At 60.4% G+C, this 24,172-nt stretch carries 30 protein-coding genes; 12 read left to right on the top strand and 18 right to left on the bottom strand.

Translation table 11 applies throughout. From position 1 onward, the window contains the following. Positions 1-68 precede the first annotated feature (68 nt). From praB (RGV33_RS14100) to RGV33_RS14080, 5 genes are all read right to left on the bottom strand, one after another. Complete coding sequence (praB, locus tag RGV33_RS14100; RefSeq protein WP_322144766.1) at positions 69-587, bottom strand: alkane oxidation protein activator PraB; 519 nt, start codon at positions 585-587, stop codon at positions 69-71. 136 nt (positions 588-723) lie between these two features. After that, positions 724-1,230, bottom strand: a complete 507-nt coding sequence (gene praB, locus RGV33_RS14095) for an alkane oxidation protein activator PraB (protein WP_322144765.1) — start codon at positions 1,228-1,230, stop codon at positions 724-726. A 131-nt stretch (positions 1,231-1,361) separates the two neighbouring features. Further along, entirely contained in the window at positions 1,362-1,856 is a 495-nt protein-coding gene (gene praA, locus RGV33_RS14090) for an alkane oxidation protein activator PraA (RefSeq protein WP_322144764.1), read from the bottom strand. Between the two features lie 146 nt (positions 1,857-2,002). Continuing rightward, entirely contained in the window at positions 2,003-3,280 is a 1,278-nt protein-coding gene (locus tag RGV33_RS14085; protein ID WP_322144763.1) for an alkane 1-monooxygenase, read from the bottom strand. Positions 3,281-3,597: 317 nt separating this feature from the next. Continuing rightward, positions 3,598-4,596, bottom strand: coding sequence for an alpha/beta hydrolase (locus RGV33_RS14080; RefSeq protein ID WP_322144762.1), 999 nt, complete (start codon positions 4,594-4,596; stop codon positions 3,598-3,600). Positions 4,597-4,899: 303 nt separating this feature from the next. Here RGV33_RS14080 and RGV33_RS14075 point away from each other — a divergent pair, with 303 nt between their 5' ends. Genes RGV33_RS14075 through RGV33_RS14065 form a run of 3 tightly spaced genes read left to right on the top strand, consistent with a single transcriptional unit; the run spans position 4,900 to position 8,192 of the window. Continuing rightward, positions 4,900-6,438, top strand: coding sequence for an NAD(P)/FAD-dependent oxidoreductase (locus RGV33_RS14075; RefSeq protein ID WP_322144761.1), 1,539 nt, complete (start codon positions 4,900-4,902; stop codon positions 6,436-6,438). After that, complete coding sequence (locus RGV33_RS14070; protein WP_322144760.1) at positions 6,435-7,334, top strand: SDR family oxidoreductase; 900 nt, start codon at positions 6,435-6,437, stop codon at positions 7,332-7,334. The genes RGV33_RS14075 and RGV33_RS14070 overlap by 4 nt, the downstream gene beginning before the upstream one ends. Before the next feature lie 15 nt (positions 7,335-7,349). Beyond that, the gene (locus tag RGV33_RS14065) at positions 7,350-8,192 is read left to right on the top strand and encodes a metal-dependent hydrolase (protein ID WP_322144759.1); all 843 of its coding nucleotides are present in this window, start codon (positions 7,350-7,352) and stop codon (positions 8,190-8,192) included. Between the two features lie 6 nt (positions 8,193-8,198). Here RGV33_RS14065 and RGV33_RS14060 read toward each other — a convergent pair whose 3' ends face one another. Beyond that, positions 8,199-8,837, bottom strand: a complete 639-nt coding sequence (locus tag RGV33_RS14060; RefSeq protein WP_416152071.1) for a ribonuclease T2 family protein — start codon at positions 8,835-8,837, stop codon at positions 8,199-8,201. Positions 8,838-8,873: 36 nt separating this feature from the next. Further along, positions 8,874-9,854 carry a Gfo/Idh/MocA family oxidoreductase gene (locus RGV33_RS14055; protein WP_322144758.1) on the bottom strand — a complete coding sequence of 327 codons (981 nt, stop codon included), beginning with the start codon at positions 9,852-9,854 and terminating at the stop codon, positions 8,874-8,876. A gap of 139 nt (positions 9,855-9,993) precedes the next feature. On the opposite strand from RGV33_RS14055, the gene RGV33_RS14050 reads away from it, so the two are divergent. Continuing rightward, positions 9,994-10,356, top strand: a complete 363-nt coding sequence (locus RGV33_RS14050; protein WP_322144757.1) for an NUDIX hydrolase — start codon at positions 9,994-9,996, stop codon at positions 10,354-10,356. On the opposite strand, the gene RGV33_RS14045 is transcribed toward RGV33_RS14050, so the two are convergent. The 4 genes from RGV33_RS14045 to RGV33_RS14030 all read right to left on the bottom strand — a co-directional run bounded on the left by RGV33_RS14045 (position 10,353) and on the right by RGV33_RS14030 (position 13,596). Further along, positions 10,353-10,502, bottom strand: a complete 150-nt coding sequence (locus RGV33_RS14045) for a hypothetical protein (protein WP_322144756.1) — start codon at positions 10,500-10,502, stop codon at positions 10,353-10,355. The two genes, RGV33_RS14050 and RGV33_RS14045, sit on opposite strands and share 4 nt — an antisense overlap. A gap of 266 nt (positions 10,503-10,768) precedes the next feature. Further along, positions 10,769-11,428: a nicotinamidase gene (locus RGV33_RS14040; RefSeq protein WP_322144755.1), complete on the bottom strand. Its 660-nt coding sequence runs from the start codon at positions 11,426-11,428 to the stop codon at positions 10,769-10,771. A gap of 61 nt (positions 11,429-11,489) precedes the next feature. Continuing rightward, complete coding sequence (locus tag RGV33_RS14035) at positions 11,490-12,263, bottom strand: L-iditol 2-dehydrogenase (RefSeq protein ID WP_322144754.1); 774 nt, start codon at positions 12,261-12,263, stop codon at positions 11,490-11,492. A 22-nt stretch (positions 12,264-12,285) separates the two neighbouring features. Further along, positions 12,286-13,596 carry a sugar ABC transporter substrate-binding protein gene (locus tag RGV33_RS14030; protein WP_322144753.1) on the bottom strand — a complete coding sequence of 437 codons (1,311 nt, stop codon included), beginning with the start codon at positions 13,594-13,596 and terminating at the stop codon, positions 12,286-12,288. Between the two features lie 215 nt (positions 13,597-13,811). Here RGV33_RS14030 and RGV33_RS14025 point away from each other — a divergent pair, with 215 nt between their 5' ends. The 3 genes from RGV33_RS14025 to RGV33_RS14015 all read left to right on the top strand — a co-directional run bounded on the left by RGV33_RS14025 (position 13,812) and on the right by RGV33_RS14015 (position 16,932). Further along, a complete protein-coding gene (locus RGV33_RS14025) occupies positions 13,812-14,762 on the top strand; it encodes an AraC family transcriptional regulator (RefSeq protein WP_322144752.1) in 951 nt (316 codons plus the stop codon). A gap of 155 nt (positions 14,763-14,917) precedes the next feature. Beyond that, a complete protein-coding gene (locus tag RGV33_RS14020; RefSeq protein ID WP_322144751.1) occupies positions 14,918-15,874 on the top strand; it encodes a nucleoside-specific channel-forming protein Tsx in 957 nt (318 codons plus the stop codon). A 20-nt stretch (positions 15,875-15,894) separates the two neighbouring features. Further along, positions 15,895-16,932, top strand: a complete 1,038-nt coding sequence (locus tag RGV33_RS14015) for a purine nucleoside permease (RefSeq protein WP_322144750.1) — start codon at positions 15,895-15,897, stop codon at positions 16,930-16,932. A 42-nt stretch (positions 16,933-16,974) separates the two neighbouring features. Here the strand turns inward: RGV33_RS14015 and RGV33_RS14010 are convergent, their stop codons facing one another. The 3 genes from RGV33_RS14010 to RGV33_RS14000 all read right to left on the bottom strand — a co-directional run bounded on the left by RGV33_RS14010 (position 16,975) and on the right by RGV33_RS14000 (position 18,992). Then, positions 16,975-17,934 carry a zinc-binding alcohol dehydrogenase family protein gene (locus RGV33_RS14010; protein ID WP_322144749.1) on the bottom strand — a complete coding sequence of 320 codons (960 nt, stop codon included), beginning with the start codon at positions 17,932-17,934 and terminating at the stop codon, positions 16,975-16,977. Between the two features lie 30 nt (positions 17,935-17,964). Beyond that, a complete protein-coding gene (locus RGV33_RS14005; RefSeq protein ID WP_322144748.1) occupies positions 17,965-18,138 on the bottom strand; it encodes a DUF1427 family protein in 174 nt (57 codons plus the stop codon). An 89-nt stretch (positions 18,139-18,227) separates the two neighbouring features. Next, positions 18,228-18,992: a helix-turn-helix transcriptional regulator gene (locus RGV33_RS14000; RefSeq protein ID WP_322144747.1), complete on the bottom strand. Its 765-nt coding sequence runs from the start codon at positions 18,990-18,992 to the stop codon at positions 18,228-18,230. A 117-nt stretch (positions 18,993-19,109) separates the two neighbouring features. Here RGV33_RS14000 and RGV33_RS13995 point away from each other — a divergent pair, with 117 nt between their 5' ends. Further along, a complete protein-coding gene (locus tag RGV33_RS13995) occupies positions 19,110-19,352 on the top strand; it encodes a DUF6555 family protein (RefSeq protein ID WP_322144746.1) in 243 nt (80 codons plus the stop codon). Between the two features lie 17 nt (positions 19,353-19,369). Next, positions 19,370-19,645, top strand: coding sequence for a hypothetical protein (locus tag RGV33_RS13990; RefSeq protein ID WP_322144745.1), 276 nt, complete (start codon positions 19,370-19,372; stop codon positions 19,643-19,645). Positions 19,646-19,686: 41 nt separating this feature from the next. Here RGV33_RS13990 and RGV33_RS13985 read toward each other — a convergent pair whose 3' ends face one another. The 3 genes from RGV33_RS13985 to RGV33_RS13975 all read right to left on the bottom strand — a co-directional run bounded on the left by RGV33_RS13985 (position 19,687) and on the right by RGV33_RS13975 (position 20,895). Beyond that, complete coding sequence (locus RGV33_RS13985) at positions 19,687-19,857, bottom strand: metallothionein (protein WP_322144744.1); 171 nt, start codon at positions 19,855-19,857, stop codon at positions 19,687-19,689. 92 nt (positions 19,858-19,949) lie between these two features. Next, positions 19,950-20,405: a DMT family transporter gene (locus RGV33_RS13980; RefSeq protein ID WP_322144743.1), complete on the bottom strand. Its 456-nt coding sequence runs from the start codon at positions 20,403-20,405 to the stop codon at positions 19,950-19,952. A 4-nt stretch (positions 20,406-20,409) separates the two neighbouring features. Then, positions 20,410-20,895 carry a DMT family transporter gene (locus RGV33_RS13975; protein ID WP_322144742.1) on the bottom strand — a complete coding sequence of 162 codons (486 nt, stop codon included), beginning with the start codon at positions 20,893-20,895 and terminating at the stop codon, positions 20,410-20,412. A gap of 116 nt (positions 20,896-21,011) precedes the next feature. On the opposite strand from RGV33_RS13975, the gene RGV33_RS13970 reads away from it, so the two are divergent. From RGV33_RS13970 to RGV33_RS13960, 3 genes are all read left to right on the top strand, one after another. Beyond that, positions 21,012-21,944 carry a LysR family transcriptional regulator gene (locus RGV33_RS13970; RefSeq protein WP_322144741.1) on the top strand — a complete coding sequence of 311 codons (933 nt, stop codon included), beginning with the start codon at positions 21,012-21,014 and terminating at the stop codon, positions 21,942-21,944. 137 nt (positions 21,945-22,081) lie between these two features. Continuing rightward, the gene (locus tag RGV33_RS13965; RefSeq protein ID WP_322144740.1) at positions 22,082-22,453 is read left to right on the top strand and encodes a type II toxin-antitoxin system Phd/YefM family antitoxin; all 372 of its coding nucleotides are present in this window, start codon (positions 22,082-22,084) and stop codon (positions 22,451-22,453) included. After that, on the top strand, positions 22,450-22,827 hold the full coding sequence (locus RGV33_RS13960; RefSeq protein WP_322144739.1) for a type II toxin-antitoxin system VapC family toxin: 378 nt from the start codon (positions 22,450-22,452) through the stop codon (positions 22,825-22,827). The genes RGV33_RS13965 and RGV33_RS13960 overlap by 4 nt, the downstream gene beginning before the upstream one ends. Before the next feature lie 6 nt (positions 22,828-22,833). On the opposite strand, the gene RGV33_RS13955 is transcribed toward RGV33_RS13960, so the two are convergent. Continuing rightward, positions 22,834-24,153 carry an Nramp family divalent metal transporter gene (locus tag RGV33_RS13955; RefSeq protein ID WP_322144738.1) on the bottom strand — a complete coding sequence of 440 codons (1,320 nt, stop codon included), beginning with the start codon at positions 24,151-24,153 and terminating at the stop codon, positions 22,834-22,836. Positions 24,154-24,172 lie beyond the last annotated feature (19 nt).

The raw sequence follows: 24,172 nt of genomic DNA, 5'->3' as shown, positions 1-24,172 counted from the left end.
CGGCTCGTCTTGCTGCTTGGTTCACCCCCTCGGGGGGCGCAATCAATCGACTCAATGCGACGTACGTATCAAGGAACAATGATGACGTTTGGAATATGGGCGCTTAACGAAACCACCGTGCAGTTACCGGAAAGCACTTGGTTAGCAGCAGTTACATCAAAGCCACCGGCACCATTGGCCTGGCTGGCGACAATGGCCGTAGGGCCACATTGGGTGCCTGGGAGCGAACTGGCTGGAATGGCGTAACCCACGTTGGCCAGCACGCCGTTACCGCTTCCCGAAGCAGGGGGCGTCAGCACCCAGGGTAAATGGGTCAGCGAAGGCAGCCGGCACAATGCATTGCTGCCCGAAACGCTGGCGGTGAGGATATCGGCGGCTGAACCGTCGCCGCGCACCACACCAGAAAGCTGAATATTGCAGGTTATCGCCGCACCAAACATCGAAGGCGACTTGACCGTAAGCGTGGCGCCCGCACTGGTAGTAAAGGCTGCACCCGCAGGGCTGAAGCCTGCAGCAGAAGCCATCGACGCCGTAGCGACGCACAGTGCAAACGAACCGATATAAACGAAGGCGTTCAAGCGCTTCATTATTCCTTCCTCATCCATGACGACTCAGGTCGCCAGAAGTAACGACACATGGGCAACACACACCTGGGGTGAACAAGCGCCTCGCGAGAGGCGCTTGCGTTAACGGGTGATCAGCCCTTTTTACGGAGTGCGTTTATCAAGGAGCGATGCTGACACCAGGCGCGGTGACGGCCAGGCTCTGCACGGTGCAACTACCGCTGAGCGGCTGGTTGGAAGCACTCAGGCTGGCGCCACCGGCAACGTTGGCCAGGGTCACCGCAATGGTGGACGGGCCGCAGTTAGTGGCTGGAATCAGTGGCGGAATGGCAGCGATGGTGTAACCGACGTTGGTCACGGTGCCAGCAGGCGACAGTACCCAAGGCAGGTTGGTCATATGCGGCAACGAGCACAACTGGCTGGTGCCCGAGACGGTGGCGGCGGTGATGTCTGCTGCCGAGCCATCAGCGCGAACTTTGCCGGTAAACGAAATATTACAGGTCACTGCACCGCCAAAAGAGGATGGCGATTTAACCGTAATCGTTCCGCCAGCGTTTGTGGTGAACGTAGCGTTGGCAGGGCTGAACGTTGCGGCACTGGCCATCGATGCCGCACCAAAGCACAGAGCAAACGAAGTTACACAAACGAGGGTTTTCAAACTTTTCATTATTTTTCCTCACATGTTATGGCGAGTCATTTCGCCAGGGGTAATGGCCATGATCGAGAGGTCACGGTGAATCTGCAGAACTTCCCTTTCCAGCCAAATTTCAATTCAATTACCGCTACAACTTCCAACTGTTACTCAACAACTTTGAAACTGGGCGGCATCTTGATCGATACCGTTTTAATCGTGCAGTCTTCGCCTATAGGCACGTTAACCGCTTCGAGTTTGCCGGTGGCGTTGTCCCAGGTTCCGTCTGCCGTAGAGGGGCCACACTTGCCGCCCAGACCAAAGGCATGCACATCGACGGCGATCTTCGACATCGAGCCGCTCTTGGTGTCTTTGGCCACTAATACCCACGGCAAGTTGATGGCTTCGACCCGGCTGCACTTGAGGCCGCCGTCGAATTCAACTTTGTCGACATTTACCGAGGCACCATCCGCCGCCACCTTGCCGGCGACCTTGATGGTGCAGTCCGCGCTGATCAACGCGCCCTTGGAAAAGCTGATGGGGCCCTGGGCAGTAAACGCACTGCCGGCAGGTTCGATACGGGCAGCCTGGGCCTGGTGGTAAACGATCAGGCCCAGGGCGGCCAATACAATGTGCGTGGTGAACCTGGCAGGTGTTTGCATGGTGTACGTCCTTCCCTTAATTTTATTTTTGTTCGGGTCAAACCACTTCTTGGCAACTAAGCCGTACTCGAAATCGGTTATTCCGCGCGATAAAAACCTGCGCGATACACAGATCCCGAGTACGCCCTACCGCTGACTGCTTTACGTTAGAAGGTGCTGGTGTTGCCGTATTTCTCCAGGTACTTCAAACGCTGTGAAGGTTGAAGATTGGTGAGGGTGACATCCCCTGCATAATGGTTAAGTACCCGGTGGTCCATGCGTCGTCGCCACAAATACGGCACGTACGCCCAGACAATCATGCTGGCATAACCGTATGGCAGTTGTGGCGATTCATCAAAGTGACGCAGGGACTGATAACTTCTGGTGGGGTTGGCGTGATGATCAGAATGCCGCTGTAGTTGGAACAGAAAGATATTGGTAACAATCCGATTACTGTTCCACGAATGCCGGGGCGAACAACGTTCATAACGACCGTTGGGCAACTTCTGGCGTTTGAGGCCGTAGTGTTCAACATAGTTGACGACCTCCAGCAGCGAGAACCCATAGACGCCCTGGATGATCAGGAACGGAATCACTGCCGCGCCCAGCCAGGCAATCATCGCGCCCCACAACACCACGCTGTACATCCAGGCGCTGAGTACCCCGTTCTTCCAGTGCCAGGCCGGCAGGCCGAGTTTGCGCAGGCGTTCCCGCTCCAGGTTCCAGGCCGAGCGGGCGCTGAACCACACCGAGCGTGGAAGGAAGGCCCAGAAGCTTTCCCCGAGCCGCGAGCTGGCCGGGTCTTCCGGGGTGGCGACGCGCACGTGGTGGCCACGGTTGTGCTCGGTATAGAAGTGCCCGTAGAAAGTCGGCGCCAGGGTGATCTTGGCCAGGATGACTTCCAGCAGGCGCGGTTTGTGCCCCAGCTCATGGGCGGTGTTGATCGCGATGCCGGTGGCGGCGCCGGTGGACATTGCCATGCCCAGGTAGGTGAACCAACTGACTTCGGCGTGCAGTTCAGTGCGAGCCGTGATGAACGCGGCGGTTTTTGCCAGCCAGTTCGACGGGTCCAGTGCAGCGGTAGCGTGCAACAGGCCGCCGTTGATGATCCAGTCGATGCCGCCTGCCGCCAGCCACCCGGTGATTACCACGGACGAGATGACAAACAGCACGCCAGTGTAGACGATCCAGCGGTAGTAGCTTTGAGATTCGAGGTTGTTGACGGCCGATTCCGGCGGGTTGCTGAGGTCTTCACCCAGCAGGCCGTCGATCAATGGGATCAGGCCGAAGATCACCAGCACGCCCACCCACCACATTTGTTGCACGCCGGTGGTGATGGCCAGGGCGCCAGAAAGCAAAGGGGTTGCCAGGGGCATGATGCCGAGCCACCACAGGTGGCGTTTGCCGTCGGTCCAGACGTTCGGGGCAGCCAGGGTCTGATTCATGGCAGCCTCCGCACGAGGCAGGTTGGCAGGGTGCAAAAAGAAACACTGAACAGGTACACGGAGCGGTGACTGCTCCGAGAATTCAACCATGCGATAAAAGGCGTTTTTTTCATTATTTTATTCGCTCTTAGGCACTTCAAAAATTATTTCAAATTAGACATTGAAATATTTTTTTAAATAAATAGCGCGGAATCGTTAGGTCGTCAACTAAATTCTTGAACCCTTTTGAACGTGACCGGGCAGTCTCTTTTTCAGCCGTTTGGTCAGGTGTCTAGAGCAAGGATTGACGAGGTTGAGCCGCGGGTTCAGTCGCACAATTATTTGCTCGCCAGTGCAAATGGCGGGTGCAAAACCGTCGCGTCTTGCGGTGGCCGGACGCGCTTGGCCACCTGCTCCACAATGGCCGCGACACGCTCGGCGGCGGTGATTGGCAACATATGCCCGCGCCCTTCCACCAGTTGCAGCTTCAGGCCCGGCACCAGGCTGGCCAGGGCCTGGCCGTGTTTGCGGAAGTCCAGCACCTTGTCCTGCGCGCCATAGATCAGCCCGATCGGCAACGTCAGCTGCGGGTAGCGCTTGACCATGTCCGGCAGGCAATCGTTGACCAGGTTGATCTCGGTGGAGGCTGCATAAAAGTTATCGGGACGCATGCCCAGCAAGCCACCACCGCGGGTAGCGAAGTCCTCCGGCGCGGGGTCGGGGGCGAACACGCCCTTGACCACGGCGCCTTTGGTCAGCAGGCCGATGGGCATGGTCAGGGTATGGGACATGAAGCGCCTCAGCCATCCGGGGCGTATCGCCAATGACATAAACACCAGCGGCAGCATGCGCTGGGGATGGGTCAGTGGCGCCACCAGGATCAATCCGCAAACAGCGTGGGGATGATCCAGCGCCAGCGCCAGGGAAATCGCCCCGCCGAGGGAATGCCCCAGTACCAGCGGGGTGTCCAGGTCCAGCGTCTTGATAAAGCTGGCGACTTGCCGGGCCTGGCCTGGCAGGTCGGCAGCGGTGCCGGCATGCCGGGTGGAATAACCCGACCCCGGACGATCCAGGGTGATCACCCGAAAATGCTCACGCAACTGGGCAGACAAGGCGTACGTCAGGTTGCGACTGCTGCCCATCAGCCCGTGGATCATCACCAACGGCGGGCCCTTGCCCTCGTCTACATAATGAAAGCGCTCGCCGTTGATCTCCAGAAAGCGCCCGTTGATCGGAACAGCAGCTTCTATACGGCGTGTCATCCGGGCACTGAAGCCCCACAACACTACGCTTAACCCTACACACACACACGCTGCGACAACCCACTCGACAGCCATAGCTCGGTCCTCTGCATCCTGCGTTGCTGGCGGCCCGACCGGTATTGGTCAAAACCTCAGCCATCGTCCAAACCCTGGACCTTAATTGCGTGCGTAAAAGCCCTCGTCCGTCGGAAAAGTCGCACTTGAGGAACTGGGTCGTAGCCTAGACGATATTTTCAGGTAGATTATTTAAAATCTTTTTTAAAATAATTAATTCAATTTTCCTTTGCAATGGTGTTTTATCTAAAAGCCAAAACAAAAACAAGGAGCACATCCGATGTCGAAACCCGTAAGGCGCCACCGGCCCACGAGGGACACCCTATGAATGCCCACGACACCGTCGACATCGCCATCATCGGCTCCGGGTTTGCCGGGCTGTGCATGGCGATCAAACTCAAGGAAGCCGGGTTCAACGACTTCTTCATTGCCGAGCAGGCCGACGCTCTCGGCGGCACCTGGCGGGACAATCACTACCCCGGTTGCGCCTGCGATGTGCAATCGCATGTCTATTCGTTTTCGTTTGCGCCCAACCCGGACTGGACGCGGCAATTCGCGCCGCAGGCAGAGATTCGCGCCTACCTGGAGCAGTGCGCGCGGCGCTTTGAGCTGGCGCCGTTCCTGCGCTTTGGCATGGGCTTGGACAAAGCGCTGTTTGATGAGGCGCAACAGCGCTGGAGCCTGAGCTTCAGCAATGGTCGCCAGGTCAGCGCGCGGGTGCTGGTGTCGGGAATGGGCGGCCTGTCGCGCCCGGCATTGCCGGACATTCCCGGCCTGGACAGCTTCAAGGGCAAGCGCTTCCACTCCCAGCAGTGGGACCATGAGTACTCATTGAAGGGCAAACGCGTGGCCGTGATCGGCACCGGCGCAAGTGCTATCCAGTTCGTGCCGCAAATTGCGCCGCAGGTGGCCCACCTGGACCTGTTCCAGCGCACGCCGCCATGGATCATGCCCAAGCCCGACCGGCCGATTTCACGCGCCGAACGCTGGGTCTTCAAACACCTGCCCTTTACCCAACGCCTGGTGCGCGGTGCTTTTTACTGGGCACTGGAAGGCCGCGTAGTGGGCTTTGCCCTGCACCCGAGCCTGATGAAAATGGTGCAGAAAATCGCCATGCGCCACCTGCATAAACAAGTGGCCCGCCCTTCCCTGCGCAAAACCCTCACGCCGGACTACACCATCGGCTGCAAGCGCGTGTTGATCTCCAATGACTACTACCCGGCGCTGTCACGCAGCAACGTGCAGGTGGTGACCGACAACGTGCACCGCATCGAGGCCGATGGGGTGGTTACCGCCGATGGCATCAAGCATCCGGCCGATTGCATCATTTTCGGCACCGGCTTCCAGGCCACCGATCCCTTGCCGCGCAACTGCGTTATCGGGCGCAACGGCATCGACCTGATGGACACCTGGCAAGACGGCGCCCATGCCTACCTGGGCACCACGGTGCCGGGTTATCCGAACCTGTTCCTGATCGTCGGCCCCAACACCGGGCTGGGGCATAACTCGATGATTTTGATGATCGAGGCCCAGGTCACCTACATCCTTGACGCCCTGCAACAGATGAAGCGCCATCGCATCGCTACGGTCGACGTCAAGCCGGCGGTGGAGTTGGCCTATAACGCCAGGCTACAGGACAAACTCAAGGGCACCATCTGGTCCACCGGCGGCTGCAAGAGCTGGTACCTGGACCCGCGCACTGGCAAGAACACCACGCTGTGGCCCGGCTCGACCTGGCGCTTCAAGCAAGTCACCCGGCATTTCGCACTCAAGGACTACGTCGCCAACCTGGTCCCGGCGCCGTCCACACCGCGCCCGGCTGCGACGCCGCCCCACACCACCACAGAAGGGAGCCTGTCATGAAGTCATTCAACGGCCGCGTGGCGGCCATCACAGGCGCGGCTTCCGGCATGGGCCGCGCGCTGGCACTGGCGTTGGCGCGTGAGGGTTGCCACCTGGCGCTGGCAGATAAAAACAGCCAGGGCCTGGAGCAGACCGTCGCGCTGATCACGGCCCAGGGCCACGCGCCAGTGCTTGTCACCTCGCACGTACTGGACGTTTCCGACCGCCAGGCCGTGGAAGACTGGGCCGCCCGTTGTGCAGCCGAACACGGCCAGATCAACCTGATCTTCAACAACGCCGGCGTCGCGCTGTCCAGCACCGTCGAAGGCGTGGATTACGCCGACCTGGAATGGATCGTCGGCATCAACTTCTGGGGCGTGGTGTACGGCACCAAGGCCTTTCTGCCGTACCTCAAGGCCAGTGGCGACGGGCATGTGGTCAACACCTCCAGCGTGTTCGGCCTGTTCGCCCAGCCGGGCATGAGCGGCTACAACGCCACCAAGTTCGCCGTGCGCGGCTTTACCGAATCCCTGCGCCAGGAACTCGACCTGCAAAAAAGCGGGGTTTCAGCCACCTGCGTGCACCCCGGAGGGATCCGCACCGACATCTGCCGCAGCAGCCGGATCGACGCGAACATGACCGGCTTTTTGATCCACAGCGAGCAACAGGCCCGCGCCGACTTTGAAAAGCTGTTCATCACCGACGCCGATCAAGCCGCCAACGTGATCCTCAACGGCGTACGCAAAAATAAACGCCGCGTGCTGATTGGCCGCGACGCTTACTTCCTGGACCTGCTCGCCCGCTGCCTGCCAGCGGCCTATCAAGCGCTGGTGGTGTTCGCCAGCAAACGCATGGCGCCCAAACACCGCAGCGCGCCCTCGCCCGTCCTTGAAACCCACGAAGAGCACCGTCTCTGACTTGGAGTACCGACCATGCTGCCGATTCGCCGCGACCTCCGTTTTGCCTTGCCGGCCGAACGCATCAAGAACTGGCACGAACAAGGCCCGTTCATCACGCACTTTTTCAACGCGCTGTCGTTGCTGTTTCCCCAGGGCGAACTGTTCTTCATGGACAGCGTGCGCCATTACCGCCAGCGCATCGAAGACCCGCAACTGAAGAAAGAAATCCAGGGGTTCATCGGCCAGGAAGCGATGCACAGCCGCGAGCACGTGGCCTACAACGACCTGCTGCAAGCCGCCGGGCTGCCGGCGCATTTCCTGGATCGCCGGCTGAAGATGATCCTCGACGCGCAAAAGAAGTACATGCCTGCCTCGTTCAACCTGGCGGTGACGATTGCCCTGGAGCATTACACCGCGATGCTCGCTGAAATCCTCCTCAGCGACCCGTCGCGGTTTGGTGATTCGGTCAAGGGTTACCAGCAGATGTGGTACTGGCACGCCCTGGAAGAAACCGAGCACAAGGCGGTGGCGTTTGATGTGTGGAACAGTGTGATCAAGCCCGGGCCCACGCGTTATTTGCTGCGCACCGGCACCATGCTCACCACCACGCTGCTCTTTTGGCTGGTGATCTTCGATTTCCACCTGCGCCTGCTGTTTGCCGACCGCAGTGCGGGCGGGCATTTGAAGGGCTTCTGGCGGATGCTCAAATTCCTGTATGGGCCCAAGGGCGTGTTCCCGCGTATGGCGTTGCCCTGGCTGCATTACTTCAAGCCGGGGTTTCATCCCTGGGACCATGACAACCGGGCGCGCCTGGCGGGCATTGACCGGTTGGTGGAGGAAATCGAGCAAGCCCATAAAAACTATGGGCCTGCCTGATGCCACCTAGCGCTGGGCCGGGATACGAAGGTCGCCATCCCGGCACTGGCTCTTGACGCTGCGCGGGCAGCCGGCAAACGCCAGGTCCTTGGTCAGGCATACACGCACCTCGGTCAACACGGCGCCCTTGCAGATCACCGCAAGGCCATGGTTGCCCATGGCCGGGTTGCTCTCACGAAATAGCGCTTCGATGTCCCGCGCAGCCAGGTTGCCCGGGACATTGAAGGGCTCAAGCGCCTGCGGGATCTTGACCACGCCCAGTGCGGCATCGGTCTTGTCCAGATAGGCTGACGCTTCAAGCCCGCTGCAGGTGCCGTGCTTGGCCCACTCATGCTTGAGCAGTTTGGGCGATGGGAACAACGTCTTGCCACGGGCATAGTCGGCATCCGACAACCGCGACTGCGGCGCACACGATGCCGGCCAGCCGCCCTTTGCATACTGTGGCCACAGCCCATGCAGAACAAACCCGTAACCCTTGCCCGAACATTGCTGGTCGTCCGGGTGAGTCAGGCAGAAGGTCGGCGACCAGGACAGCGACAACAGGTAAAAATCAAACTCACCGGCCTGCCCCTGAGCCTTCGGCGCTGCCGTAGCGGCACCTGCCAGCACCAGCCATAACACCATCCATACTGCTTTCATTTTCATCCGTTCATTCCTTAAAAAGACAAAATTCAAGCACGCTCAAACAGCCAGATTGGGGTTACGTTGTAGCACCCGGTCCATGATCCGGTCGGTCTTCAACGCCTCGATCGCCAGCGCCGGGTGTTTGCTTTCGCCGCGGATGTGCGCGTTCATCCCCAGCACGAGGTGCCATTGGATATGCGCGTGGTTGGGCACTTCCAGTTCCTCGCTGGTTTCGCCTTCCAGCCGCAAAGGCGCCTCATCGAACACCGAAAAGGTGATACGGCCCTTGCTGCCGATCAACTCCACCAAGTCTTCACGCCGGTCAGCGACAAAGTTCCAGCAGCCCATGCCCAGTGCGCCCGAGGTGAAGGTCCAGCAGGCGGTGACCGCATCTTCGGCGGCATAACGCCCGGCCTGGCGCGCGGTAAACCCGGCTACGTCGACAATATCCCCGGCCAGGTACTGGAACAGGTCAAAACCGTGGCTGGCCAGGTCCGCAAAATAACCGCCGCCGGCAATCAGCGGGTCGGTACGCCAGTTGGCGCTGCTGGCGTCGTCCTCGGACGGTGGCTTGCACAAGGTCCAGGTCAGTTGGCGCAACTCGCCGATGCGCCCGTCCTGCAGCCAGTCCCGCACCTGCTGGAAGCGCGGCAGCGAGCGTCGGTAATAGGAAACAAACAGGTGCAGCCCGGCCTGTTCGAAGGTGCGCTGCATCAACGCGCTTTGCTCGGCGTTCAGCGACATGGGCTTCTCGACGCAGCAATGCTTGCCCGCAGCGGCCACCATCAGGCTGTATTCGAGGTGGCTATCGGGCGGCGTGGCGATGTACACCGCGTCTACTTCAGGGTCGTCGATCAGCGCCTGGGCGTCGGTGTAGAACCGGGCGATGCCATGGCGTGCCGCATAATCGCGCACGGCCTCCTCGCGGCGCCCCATCACGGCCACCAACGCGGAACCTGGCGCTTTGTAGAAAGCGGGTCCACTCTTGAGTTCAGTGACACTGCCACAGCCGATCATGCCCCAGCGTACGGTGTTCATCTGCTTCTCCTTCAGGTGAGTATTTTCGATGGGCAGTATCGGTGTTTTCCGGCCCCCTCTCTACCCTGCCGGATAAACACCTAGCATGACAATTGCATTACACTTTTATGACACTCATCCAGCTGCGGGGGCACAGACGATGAAAATAAGGGCCACGGTGATTTGCGAGCACGAGGGGCACATCCTGTTCGTGCGTAAAGCCCGATCGAAATGGGCACTGCCCGGCGGCAAGGTCGAGCGCGACGAGCGGCCAGCGGGCGCAGCCGCACGGGAACTGGAAGAGGAAACCGGGCTGAACGTGGACGGTTTGCTGTTATTGCAGGAATTGAAAGCCAGCGACACGCTGCATCATGTGTTCGAGGCCTCGGTGGTGAATATCGAAGAAGCCCGGCCGCTGAGTGAAATCAAGGAATGCCAGTGGCATCCCTACACCCAAGTGGAAGACCTTGACACCACCCAGGCCACCCAAAAAATCGTCAAGTCCTTCCTGCGCCGTCTCTAGGGCGCGGCCAGCTCCGGGCTTTGCCCACTGCGCAACAACGCCTGTTTTACCAAGCCATTCGCTTTCTGCCGTTCGACAAAGGATTTGACGAACGCGGCAGCGGCTGCGTGCGCCACCGGTACCGCGACGGCCTGGCTGATGTTCATGAAGTCGTCGTCCAGCAGGCGCCAGTGCTCGTCGACCCGGTGTGCAGGAAATCCCGAACCCCGACCGCCGCATGCAAGCCATGCTCGATAAACAGCTCTACAGCGCCCGCCGAGGTGGGCGCGCGTAGCAATTGGGCGTGTGTCAACAGCGCAGGGAGGATCAGGAAGTATTAGTGGGTATGAAGCCCTAGTGTGGGAGCCGGGCTTGCCCGCGATGCAGACAACTCGGTACCCGGTCACACCGCGGTGACCCCATCGCAGCCTCGCTAAAGCTCGACAACTCGCACAACCATCGCGGCCAGTTCTTCGCGGCTGCGGCTGATCATCACGCCGACTTGTGCAAGGTGGTCAACCGCCGCCACACCGCCCTCCTCGCTGATGCCGCGGCATGCCGGCAGGTGCAGGATGACCTCGAAGCCAGCCTTGAGCAGTTGCAACGCGGTGGTCTTGACGCAGTAGTCCAGCGCCAGGCCGCCGACGGTCACGCGCCGGATGCCCTGGGCGTAGAGGTATTCGATGACCCCGGTGGAGAGCTTGTCGTGCAGGTCGTGGTAGCAGGCGCCGTACGGGTGCAGATCCGGCTCGACGCCTTTCCAGATGAAATAGTCGTAGTCATAGGGCGCGGGCAATTCGTCCAGCAGGGCGAAACCCTCGGTGCCGGGCACGCAGTGGGCGACCCAGGTCACGTCGGCATGCACCAGCCCGGTGGGTTGCAGCATTTCGCTGTGGTGTTGCACGACCCAGGGCGCGTGCGGGGTGTGGGCGTCCTTGCTACCAACACGGCGCCCAGCGAGGCTGGCCATGTAATTGAGCTCGGCGCCAATCTGGTCGCCGCCGGCCACCGGCAGTTCATCGGGGCACAGCGGCGTGAAGCTTTTCTGGGCGTCGACATCAAATGAGGCAACGGTGTTTATCGGGACGGTCATTTTGGCGTTCTCCTCTGGCATGTGCACAAAAGCACAGGGCCGGCCACAGGAGCAAGTGCCGTCAGTTCATCCAGTTGCCGCCGTCGACGTTGTAGGTCTGGGCCACTACGTAGTCGGCTTCTTTTGAAGCAAGGAAAACCGCCATCCCGGTGAGGTCTTCCGCTGTCCCCATGCGCCCGTAAGGCACCTCGCCCCCCACGCGCTTTTTCTTCTCGCCCAGCGGCAGCCCTTCATGCCGGGCGAACATTGCGTCTACCCCGTCCCAATGCTCACCGTCCACCACACCCGGCGCGATGGCATTCACGTTGATCCCCTGCTTGATCAGATTCAGGCCCGCCGACTGCGTAAGGCTGATCACCGCCGCCTTGGTCGCGCAGTACACCGCCACCAGCGCCTCGCCCCGGCGGCCGGCCTGGCTGGCCATGTTGATGATCTTGCCGCCATGGCCCTGTTTGATCATCTGCCGGGCAGCCGCCTGCAAGGTGAACAGCGTACCGGCGACGTTGATCGAGAACAGCCGGTCGAAGCTATCGCGGGTGATGTCGGTGATGGGTGCCAGGTCGAACAAGGCGGCGTTGTTGATTAGGATGTCGAGCTTGCCGGCCTGCGCTACCACGGCGGCAATCGCGGCGTCGATGGAGGCCTGGTCGGTGACGTCCATCGCTACCGCGTAGGCCTGCGGGCCCAGCTCGGTGGCGGTGGCCCGAGCCCGCTCCAGGTTGATGTCGGCAATGGCGACGGTCGCGCCTTCGTTGATATAGGCCTGGGCGAATGCCCGGCCAATGCCCCGGGCGCTGCCGGTGACCAATGCGCTTTTACCTTCCAGTCGTTTCATGAATGTAGTGCCCCTAAGTTGATTATTTCGGGTAGCCGGCGCGTTTCATTTCGCGCATCGTGGTGGACTGCGCCTCTGCCAGTGCTTTATCAACCGTCATACCGCCAGTCAGCGCCGCCGAAAACAGCTTGCCCACCGAGGTGCCGATGGCCTGGAACTCGGGAATCGTCACGTATTGAATGCCCACGTACGGCACGGGTTTGGCCGACGGGTGCGCGGGGTCGGCGTGCTGCATCATCTGCAGGGTCACCTTGGCGAACGGCGCTGCGCCAAGGTACGCCGCGTTGTAGGTGGACTGGCGCGTACCCGGCGGCACGTTGGTGATGCCGTCCTTGTCCGCCACCAACTGGATATATTCCTTGGAGGTGGCCCAGGTGATGAAGGCTTTGGCGGCGTCCTTGTGCTTGGAGGTCGCCGGGATCGCGAGGGACCAGGCGTACAGCCACGACGAACCCTTATCGGTAACCTCGGTGGGTGCGGCGGCAAAGCCCACGCTGTCGGCCACTTTGCTTTGGGTTTTGTCGGTGGTGAACGAGCCGGCGACGCTGGCGTCAACCCAGATCGCGCATTTGCCGCTGTTGAACAGCGCCAGGGTTTCGTTGAAACCGTTGCTGGAGACGCCCGGCGGGCCGTAGTTCTTCAGGGTGTTGACGTAGAAGTTCGCTGCTGCTGTCCACTCGGGACTGGTCAGCTCGGGCTTCCATTGCTCGTCAAACCAGCGCGCACCAAAAGCGTTGGCCATGGTACTCAGCAGCGCGATGTTTTCACCCCAGCCGGCCTTGCCCCGCAGGCACATGCCGTATTGGTCCTTGGCGGGTTGGTTAAGCTTGGCGGCGAACTCACCCAACTGAGTCCAGGTCGGGTGATCGGGCATCGTCAGGCCGGCCTGTTTGAACAGGTCGGTGCGGTAATAGGTCACGGTGCTTTCGCCATAGAACGGCAAGGCGTAGAGGGTATTGTTCACCGACAAGCCCTGGCGCACGGCGGGGAAAATGTCGTCCACATCGTAGTCGGCGGGCAGTGGCGTGATCGGCTCCAGCCAGTGCTTGGCGCCCCACAACGGGGTTTCGTAGGTGCCGATGGTCAGCACGTCGAACTGGCCGCCCTGGGTGGCAATGTCGGTGGTGAGGCGCTGGCGCAGGACGTTTTCTTCAAGCACCACCCAATTGAGCTTCACCTCGGGGTGCTGCCCCTCGAACACTTTGGACAGGCGTTGCATGCGGATCATGTCGCTGTTGTTGACCGTGGCGATGGTCACGGTTTCGGCCGCATGGGCACCGATCGCCAGCGTGAGGCCGCAGAGCAGGAACAGCGCTTTCGGAATCTTGAACATGGCGGTTTCCACTTATTGTTTTTGTAGTTGACTGTCCGATTACAGCAGCTTGGCCGATGCCGGACAAACGCATGACGAATGCTCGACTGATACTTTTTTAACTGCGCCGCCCGGAATCAAAAAAGTATCAGTGGCAAGCAAAATCCCGGGTAGCGGCGGCTTGGGCAAAAGGCGTATTTTGGTCCCATTCCAAAAAGCCCAGAAGGGCCACGCCCATGCCAGCAAGCCGCTCCGCCCTTTTCGAGCAACGCCCCGCCGAGCTGGAGGTGATCCTGGCCGAGCCCGAACATGGCTTTCGCTGGTACGAACATGACTACCCGTTCGAGCTGGCCCGCTGGAACCATCACCCCGAATTCGAGATCCACTTGATCCGCAAGGGCAGCGGCAAGCTGGTGGCGGGCGACTATATCGGTGCGTTTGGTGCCGGCCATGTCGCATTGATCGGCCCCGACCTGCCCCACGACTGGATCGGCGACCTGGCCCCGGGGGAATACCTGACGGGGCGTGATGTGGTGTTGCAGTTCGACGGCGCCGCGTTGCTGGCCCTGCGCAGCACGCTTCCCGAGTTGGGCGACCTGCAAAGCCTGTTTGACCGGGCCCGGCGCGGCCTGGAATTCACCGGCGAGACCGCACTGAAGGCCGCGCAACTGCTGGAATCCATCGGCCCCGCCCAAGGGCTGGCGCGCCTGATGCTGTTCATACAATTGCTGCACACTTTGATGCAGGCGCCCACCGGGCAAGCCCACTGTTTGGCCAGCGCCTGCTATACGCCAACCCTGGATGCCCGCAGCTCGGAGCGCATCCACAAGGCTTTCGATTACCTGATGACCGAGTTGACCGGCGACCTGCGCCTGTCGGTCATCGCGCAACGCCTGGACATGAGCGAACCGGGCTTCTCGCGGTTCTTCAAGCGCGTCACCGGCCACGGTTTTATCGACCTGATGCGCAAGTTCCGGGTGCAGCGTGCCTGTCGCCTGTTATTGCAAAGCGAGAGGTCGGTGGCCGATATCTGCTTTGAAGTGGGTTACGCCAACCTCTCCAACTTCAACCGGCACTTTCGCATCGAGATGAACCAGACGCCCAGCGAATATCGCAGGGAAACGGCCACCTACCTGTTCAACCGCAACGGTGATCAGGCGCTGCCGTTTACCAAGGCACATTTCTGACCAAAAGGCCGACTATTTCCCACTTTTCTTAATTCCTTCATGCAATTGACACAAATTGGTACAACCTGTGCAAACGTTTGCGGAACGAACTTGGCAGCCAAGTTCACCTCAACCCGAAGAATCGGGCCACAACCGCGTACGAACAGGGATTTTCAATGCACCCCACTTCCAGACGACCTGCGTCGGCTACTCCTTTTGCTGTTTCCCTGCTACTGGCTGCCGTTACGGGAGTACTCAGCGCACCCATTTTGGCGCAGCAAAAGCCTGCCGATGACTCAGCACAGGGCGAAACCCTGGCCCCGGAGGCCAGCCCCTCGAAAAAAGGCGTGTACCTGTCGGACTGGTTCAACCAGGACCTGACGGTCATCGGCAGCAAAGACATCAGCTTTGGGCCCAAACCCGCCGATGACGTTTACCTGGAGTACGAATACTTTGGCCGCAAAGGCCCGTTCGAACTGTATGGCTACGTCGACATCCCAAAGATCTTCGGCATCGGCAACAGCAATGACAAAGGCGCCTGGGACCACGGTTCCCCGGTATTCATGGAGCACGAGCCACGTATCTCCATCGACTACCTCGCGGGCCGCAGCCTGGCCATCGGGCCGTTCAAGGAATGGTACGTGGCGTTTGACTGGATCTACGACCACGGCAGCAACAAGGCCAACCGTGCCAACACCTTGTACAGCGGCCTGGGCACCGACATCGAGACCCACTCGCGGGTCAACCTGTCGGCCAACTTCTATGGCCGTTACCAGTGGGAAAACTACGGCGCCAGCAACGAATATTCATGGGACGGCTACCGGGCGCAGATGAAGTACATCGTACCCATCGGCAGCTTCGACAATGGTGCATCGCTGACCTACATCGGCTTCACCAACTACGATTTCGGCTCGGATCTGCACAAAGACAACCCCGCACGCACTGCCAACTCCCTGGTTGCAACAAACGTGTTGTTGTATTCGTTCACTCATCTGCGTTTCACCCTGGTAGGTCGCTACTTCCATAACGGCGGCAACTGGGAAGACGGCAGCGAGCTGAACTTTGGCGACGGTGATTTCCGCGCCCGCTCCAACGGCTGGGGTTACTACGCCGGTGTGGGCTATCAATTCTGAGTGTGAACAAGGAGCAATAGATGAAGACCTTTACCCGCCTCTCAATCGCCATCGGCCTGGCCGTCGGCGCGCTGTTGCCACAGGTAGTACTGGCCAGCGAAGCCACCCCGATCAAGCCCAAGGTAATGCTGATCACCATGTTCGCCCCCGAGGCGCAAAACTGGATCGATCGCCTGCAGCTCAAGCAGGAAGTACGCGTGCCTGGCCTGTCGGCCGAGTACCCGGTGATTCGCTGTAACACCCAGGACGTGTGCCTGCTGGTCACCGGCATGGGCCAGACCAACGCCGCCGCCTCGACCCTGGCACTGGCGCTGTCGCCCAAGTTCGACCTGCGTCAGAGCTACTTCCTGATCGCCGGTATTGCCGGGATCAACCCACACCACGGCACCATCGGCACCGCCGCGTGGGCACATTACCTGGTGGAGTTCGGCACCCAGTGGGAGCTGGATTCGCGCGATGCACCGAAAGATTGGCCGACCGGCTATATCGGCATCAACACCAAGGGGCCAAACGAAAAGCCGCCGCTGGACTACAAGACCGAAGTGTTCGAGCTCAACCCCAAGCTGCAAGCCAAGGCGTTTGCGCTGTCGCAAAAAGTCGAGCTCACTGAAAGCAAGGAGTCCACGGCCTGGCGCAAACACTACCCGTACGCTCCGGCCAACCAGCCACCGCAGGTTACCCAGTGCGACACCCTGGCGGGCAATACCTGGTTCTCCGGGACGCGCCTGAGTGAACGCGCCGAAGTCTGGACCAAGTTGCTGACGGATAATAAAGGCGTGTACTGCACCACCCAGCAGGAAGACAACTCCACCTATGAAGCGTTGCTGCGGGCCAGCCGTGAAGGGTTGGTGGATATCAAGCGTTTGGCGGTGGTGCGGGCCGGTTCCGACTTTGATCGGCCGTACCCGGGTTATAGCGAAGTAGACAACCTGTTGAAGTACGCAGACCAGGGTGGTTTTGTGCCAGCGCTGGAGAACCTGTACCGCACCGGCAACCCGCTGGTGCAGGCGATTCTGAAGAACTGGTCGGCGTGGGAGATAGGCGTTCCAGAGGCCTGAACAAACATCAAATGTGGGAGCCGGGCTCCCACAATGACCGGGTCAGGGCAGGAAGATAATCTTGTCTGCACTGCCCTGGTTCACTTCCTCAAAGCACTGCACACCGTCTGCCAGCGATACTTCCCGCAAGCCGCTCGGCAACGGTAACAAATCCTCGTCAAAGAACCGCCCGAATTGCTCCAGCATCACGGCGCACTGTTCGCAGTTGTAGAGCAATGAATTGATCCCCACCACCGACCCACCCTTGCGGTACAACGCCAGGGCTGGCAGTTGCACGTGCCCGTCCACCGGCGCGGCGATGATCGCGATACGGCCAAACGGCGCGAGCGCCGCCACGGCAGCCGGTAGCCAGAAGCCGGTGGTGTCAAAAATCACGTCAGCGCCCGTACCGAACAGGGCGTTGACCTGCCCTCCCAACGCGTCGGGCTGACCGAGTAAAAGCCCCTCGAAACCCTGCTCGCGCAACGCCTCGACCTGTTCCGGGCGCCGCACCGCCCCGAGCACCTGGGCGCCCCGAATTTTCGCCAGGGCCAGTGCCGCGCTGCCTACCGCCCCATTGGCACCAATCACCAGCAAACGCGTGCCTTTGCCGACACCGCTGCGCTCAAGCGCATCCCAGGCCGTGGTGTAAGGCACGCCGAGGCTGGCGGCCTGGGCAAAGCTCAAATGGCTGGGCTTGTGGGCCACGCCCTTGGCCGACACGGTGAGGTACTGGGCGTGGGAACCGTCAGCGAAAAAGCCCAGGTCGCGGCCGGTGCCCCAGACTTCCTGGCCTACCAGGTCCTGCGGCCCCTCCAGCACCACCCCGGCAAAATCACGCCCGGGAATGCGCGGTAACGTGGTGTAGGGAAAGCGCCCGAGCACGTTCTTCACATCGCTGGGGTTCAGCCCGGCGGCCTTGACGTGCACCAGGACTTCGCCGGCTGCCGGCACCGGGGTGGCAACGTCAACGTAAGCAAGGGCGGAAAGATCGCCGGTGGCGGAAAATTGCAGTGCTTTCATGGCCAACATCCATCGAGGTTAAAAAGGGTTTCAGGACAACCAGGTGCTGATCAACTGCCGGCCCATGGGCCAGAGTTTCTCGCCCAACAACATGCCCATCAGCCCTACCAGGGCGATGGCGGGTGGCGCGGGTGAGCGAAAATCCAGGGCACCGTAAATCACGCCGACCAACAGGCCGATGGCCAAGGAAATCAGGTAATTCATGGAACGCTCCGCAGCAGGGGTTGATGCGGTCAGTGTAGGGGGCTCAAATCCGAAGCATCGGCCAAGTGCTTCAGGATTTCGGCCAAGCCTCAGACAGGATACTGCGACGGCGCCATCCCCAGTTCACGGCGAAACATGTCGCTGAAACTGCTCGGTGAATAACCCAGCGACCGCGCGATGGCACTGACCGACTGGCCCTGGATCAACTCGGCCACGGCGGTGGCCAACTGCACCTGGCGGCGCCATTCGGCAAAGCCCATGCCCAGGCTGTTCTGGAACAGCCGGGCCAGGGTCCGCACGCTGGCACCCGCAGCTTCTGCGTGCTGTTCAAAGGGAATGTCCAGGGAAGGTGACGCCATCACCGCTTGGCAGGCACTGGTCAAGCGCCGATCGGCGCCCATGGGCAAGGCGATGCGGATAGACGAACGCCGGGCTCGTTGCAGCTCCAGCAGGGCCAGGCCCACCACCGCCTCGTAGTAGGTCTGGTCAGCACTGTCGCCCTGCTCTACCAACGCCACGATCAGCTCGCGCAGCAGCCCACCCACCTCGATCACCTGAACCTGGCTGTCCAGGGTCGCGGCCAGCGCCGGACGCAGGTAGATATTGCGCATCTGCAAGTCCGAGACCACGCGAATCCCATGCTCGACCCCCGGTGGCAGCCACACGGCGCGCTGTGGCGGTACCACCAGCGCCTCCTGCGGCGTCTCGACCCACATCACGCCGCTCATGGCGTAAAGCAACTGGCCCCAATCGTGCTGATGAGGCTCGACGTACAACCCGCGCGGGTAGGTGCGCGCCAAGGGTTGCACGGGGATGGCGTGATCACTGAGATCGGGGGGCGCGGCAAGGGCCATTCAGAGGCACATCGTTTCAGGGTGGAACGCCATGATAAGACCTGCGGCACTTAATCCGAGTGAATTTTTACCGCTTCAAGAGGGTCACTTAAAGACACAAGGAGGGTTAACGGATCCATGACTAACGCAAAACTTTTCGTGATCGACTACACGCTGCATGGCCAGCCCAAGTCTTTCATCATCCGTCTGGAAAAACTCGACACTGCCGAAGCCTGGCATTGGGCAAGCTGCGACGCCGGCGTGGGCCGTATCGGCCGTTTCGCCCGGGAGCAGGTAAAGAAGACGAGCCAGCCCCAGGCCGAGAAATTCGGCATCGAAAATGTGCAATGGCGCCGCTCGGATGCGCGCCCACAAGCCTGATAAAGGAGACGAAACAGGTGAATCAAACCGATGCAGTTACCGGAAAGGCGCACATCGACTACACACGGGACACGTTGTTTGGCCCGCTACCCAGGCATGCACAGTGCCAGGTCAGCCTGTCACGCAGCCAGCCGGGAGGGTGGGTGCTGCAGGTGTTCCAGCCGTTGCCGGAGGACCTTCACGATGCGCAGACAATAGTGCTTGCGTTGTTGGGCCGGCGCACCAGCGGCGTGGTTCGGGACCGACAGCGGTTGGCGGATCACAGCCTCAGGCTGGAGTTGGAACCCCAATGAACGGCAGGAGCGAGCTTGCTCGCTCCTCCATCAGGCCCGCGTTAGCCGCGGGCCGACTTGGCACACTCACACCCGGTCGCCGAAGCGCAAGGCTCACCATGGGCATGATGCTCGGCGCAGCCTTGGCAGCAATACCCCTTGCCGTCCTTCATCACCGCGTTTTTCCCCAACTGGCAGTTGCAGTGGGGGCAGGCGCATGTTTTCTCTTGCATGGTCAGACTCCTTTTTCATGGTCGTCCAAGTGCGGCGAACGCCGGCACCTCAAGCAATGACTATAGGCAATGATGCAAGGTTCAAAGCGCCGTCAGTCAGCCCGACGAGCGTTGCTGCGGTACATGAATACCAGGGCCAGCGCCAGGCACAGCATCGCCACGATCCGGCTGCCGGACAACTCGATCGCCGGGTTGCCCAGCCAACCAAAGTTGTCGATCAACATGCCCATGCCCAACTGCCCAACGATCACCGCCACCGTCGCTACCGCCGTACCCACGATAGGTACCGCGCCGACCATCACCATCATGTACACCACACCGAACAAGGCGCCGGTCAGTTGCCATTTCGGCACGTCCAGCAGGCTCACCGCATGAGCCGGCTCGAAGAACAGGATCAGCAAGCCGGTAGTGATCGCCCCCACCACAAACGTCAGCAGGCTGCTGCGCAATACGCCCACTGCCTGCCCAAGGCGACCATTGATGGCGGCCTGCACACTCAACACCGCACCGGCAGCCACTACCAACACCAATAACAGAATCAGATTCATCGCCTTAACCCCGCGCAATCAGAACAAGTGCAACCACAATCAACGCCAACGCAATCCAGCGCTCAACGTTAACCCGCTTGCGGGCGGCGCCGAACCAGCCGAAGTGGTCGATCAGCACGCTTTTGCCCACCTGGCCCGACAAAATCGCGATCATGGTCATCGCGATGCCGATATGCGGTGTGGCGAGGGTCAGCACGATTACGTACATCGGCCCCAGAAAACCGCCAACCAGCTGCCAGCGCGGCAGGTCGGTCAACGCCGGGCCCTTTTGCGGGCCGCTGAACAGCAACAGCAAGAACAGGATCGCCGAGCCGACGCCAAAAATGCTCAAGGTCGCCCACAAGTGCCCAACCTGCACCCCCAGCGGGCCGAGCAACCCGGCCTCCACCGACAAGCCCATGCCGGCAAAAATCACCAACGGTAGCAGCAGCAACCGAAGAAACGTCTTGGGCCTGGCTTGAGCCACACCCTCCATTGAAGAAGCCTGCATACATCACCTGCGCGTTAGAGAGGAACAATGGCGCGCATTATCCGGTGGCACTGCTGTGCGATAAATGGGAGCATGCCGACAACACCTTTGCGCAATACGCACAGCACGGAGTCATGATGCAAGGCTTGAACGAACTGAGCTTCAAGGCGCTTCGCCTGTTTGTCGCGGTGCTGGACTACGGCAGTTTTTCTGAAGTCGCACGCCGCGAAGGCCTCGCGCCCTCCTCCATATCCCGACAAATCCAGTTGATGGAGCAGGCCCTCGGCCAGCAGTTGCTGTATCGCCATACCCGTGCGGTCAGCCCTACCGAAGCCGGGCGGCTGCTGGGCCGTCATGCGCGACTGATGCTGGAGCAACTGGAAGCCGCCGGGCAGGCACTGCAGGAGCAGGAAAGCGAACCCAGCGGCCTGGTGCGTATCAATGCACCCATGGTCTTTGGCCAGCGCCATCTGTCGCCGTGGCTCGGGGAGTTGTGCCGGCGTTATCCGAAGCTGCAACTGGATATCCAGCAGACCGACACCTACGTTGATCCGTTGCAAGATGGCACCGACCTGCTGTTTCGCATTGGCGTGCTGAACGATTCCGGCATGCAGGCGCGAATCTTCGCCCCCCAGCGCTTCCGGCTTGCCGCCAGCCCAGGCTACCTGGAGCGTTTCGGCACGCCCGGCCATCCTGACGAACTGGTTAACCACCAGTGCCTGGCCTACAAGGGTGTCACGGGCCAGCAACGCTGGTTCTTCCGTCGCGAGCAAGGCGACTGGACGCCCTACAGCGTCAAAGGCCCCATCACCGGCAACCATGCCGACACGCTGACCCACGCAGCCGAGCAAGGCCTGGGATTGGTGGTGTTTCCATCGTGGTTGATTGGCGAAGGCCTGCGTGCTGGCAGCCTGCAGGCGGTGCTTACCGACTATGAAGTGGCGACGACCCTGGAGCCACAACAGATAGCGGCGCTGTGGCCAGGCAGTCGGCGGTTGTCGTTGAAGGTGAGGACGGTGATTGACTACTTCGTCGAGTGTTTTGGGGCCGTGCCGTACTGGGACCGTTGAGCTGCAACAAAAGCTGTTCGCCCTGCCCTGTCAGCGAAAATCTTTCTTCAAGTAGGTCGATTCTGATTTTACGCAACGCAGGGCAAAAACCGCTTGAACTCAGGCAGACTTTGACGAATTCCTTCAGGAGAGACGTCATGGATGCCAGTCATTACCCGTTCGGAAACACACAACCAAGCTCGCAAAAATCGTCCTCAACCAGCAGTCGGCTGATCTTTGCCTGCCTACGAAATTTTGGCTATATTTGGCCAAAATCCGGGAAAGAGCACATGATTACGGTACCGTTGGGCGAAGCAAAAAATAACTTATCAAAACTCGTCGATGAGGCCGCCGCAGGCAAAATCATCACCATCGCCAAGCATGGGCGCGCCATGGCTCGGCTTGTTCCCGTAGGTAAACCTGCGGGTCGGCGAATAGGCGCGATGAAAGGAAAACTGGTGGTACCGGAGGACTTTGACGCGCCATTGCCAGACGACATGCTGGATGCGTTCGAGGGAAACCATCGATGAGGGTGTTGCTGGATACGCACATTCTGCTGTGGGCCCTGAGCGATGACCCAAAACTGTCCAGCAGGGCCAGAAAGCTGATCGAGAACGCGGCAGAAATCTATGTCAGTGCTGCCACATTCTGGGAGCTGGCTATAAAAGTGGGGCTTGGAAAGCTGAATGTGAACCTGGACGACATTCGCGAGCACTGCCTGGAAAGCGGCTACGTAGAATTACCCATCACCTCGGAACACGCAATCGCCGTCAAGGACCTTGAGCATCATCACAGGGATCCGTTTGACCGGCTCATCATCGCAACGGCCATCGTCGAACCGATGAAGCTATTGACGGCCGACCCCATGCTAGCCAAATACACAGCGTTGGCCGTCCTGGCTTAAATCAGTTCAGAACAACCATTGCCCGATCAGCCAGGCGTTGGCCCCGCTGATCACCACAAACAAGGCCCAGGCCAGCAGTCGCGTTGGCGAACTGTTAACGAACGGCCCCATCAGGCGCTTGTCACCCGTCATACGGATCAGTGGATACAACGCAAACGGCAACTGCAGGCTCAACACCACCTGGCTCAGGATCAGCAGCTTGCCGATGGCATCATCTCCCATCAGCCACACGCCGAGGAACGCGGGAATCAACGCCAAGCCACGAGTGATCAAGCGCCGCTGCCAGCACGGAATCCGCAGGTTGAGGTAACCCTCCATGATTACTTGCCCGGCGAGGGTGCCGGTGAACGTGGAGCTTTGACCAGACGCCAACAACGCAACACCGAACAGTACACTGGCGAATGCACCGCCCACCAACGGGTCGAGCAGGTGATAGGCGTCCTGGATTTCCACCACGTCGGTGTGACCGGTCTGGTGGAAAGCGGCGGCGGCCAGTATCAGGATCGCCGCATTGACCAACAGCGCCAGCGCCAGCGAACCGATGGTGTCGATACGCGCCAGCTTCACTGCGTCCTGGCGGCTGGCCAGGTCCTTGCCGAACAGGCGGGTTTGCACGATGGAGCTGTGCAGGTACAGGTTATGCGGCATCACCGTGGCGCCCAATATGCCGATGGCCAGGTACAGCGGTGCGGCATCACTGATGGCCGACAACGACGGCGTGAAACCACGGAACACGTCGGGCCAGTAAGGCTTGATCAGCACCAGCTCAATGAAGAAGCACACGCCGATGGTCGCCACCAGCGCCAGCATGATCGCTTCCAGTCGGCGGAAACCTCGATTTTGCAAGGCCAGGATCAACAACGTATCAAACGCCGTGATGACGATACCGGTGGTCAGGGAAACGCCCAGCAACAGGTGAAACGCCAAGGCACAGCCGAGGACTTCGGCGAGGTCGGTGGCGATGATCGAGATTTCCGCGAGCACCCATTGCACGAACGACGAACGCCGGCTGTAGCGTTCGCGGCTCAACTGCGCCAGGTCCTTGCCGGTGGCGATACCCACGCGCGAGCACAGGCACTGCACCGCCATGCCTGCCAGGCTGGCCAACAGCACCACGAACAACAGGTTATAGCCGTAGCGCGAGCCGGCCTCGATAGCGGTGGCCCAGTTGCCCGGGTCCATGTAGCCAATGGAGATCAGTAACCCGGGACCGGCAAACTTCAGCACACGCTTGAAAAACGAAGCACTGGAGTCAACGACGACGGAGCCCGAGACTTCCGGGGGGCAGAACGGGGCGGTAGCAATTTTGGGCAGGCTGAATTTCACGCGGGGTACCAGGCTTTCA

The sequence above is a fragment of the Pseudomonas sp. Bout1 genome (assembly GCF_034314165.1).
Classification (GTDB): domain Bacteria; phylum Pseudomonadota; class Gammaproteobacteria; order Pseudomonadales; family Pseudomonadaceae; genus Aquipseudomonas.
This window is presented reverse-complemented; position numbering and strand designations above follow the sequence as displayed.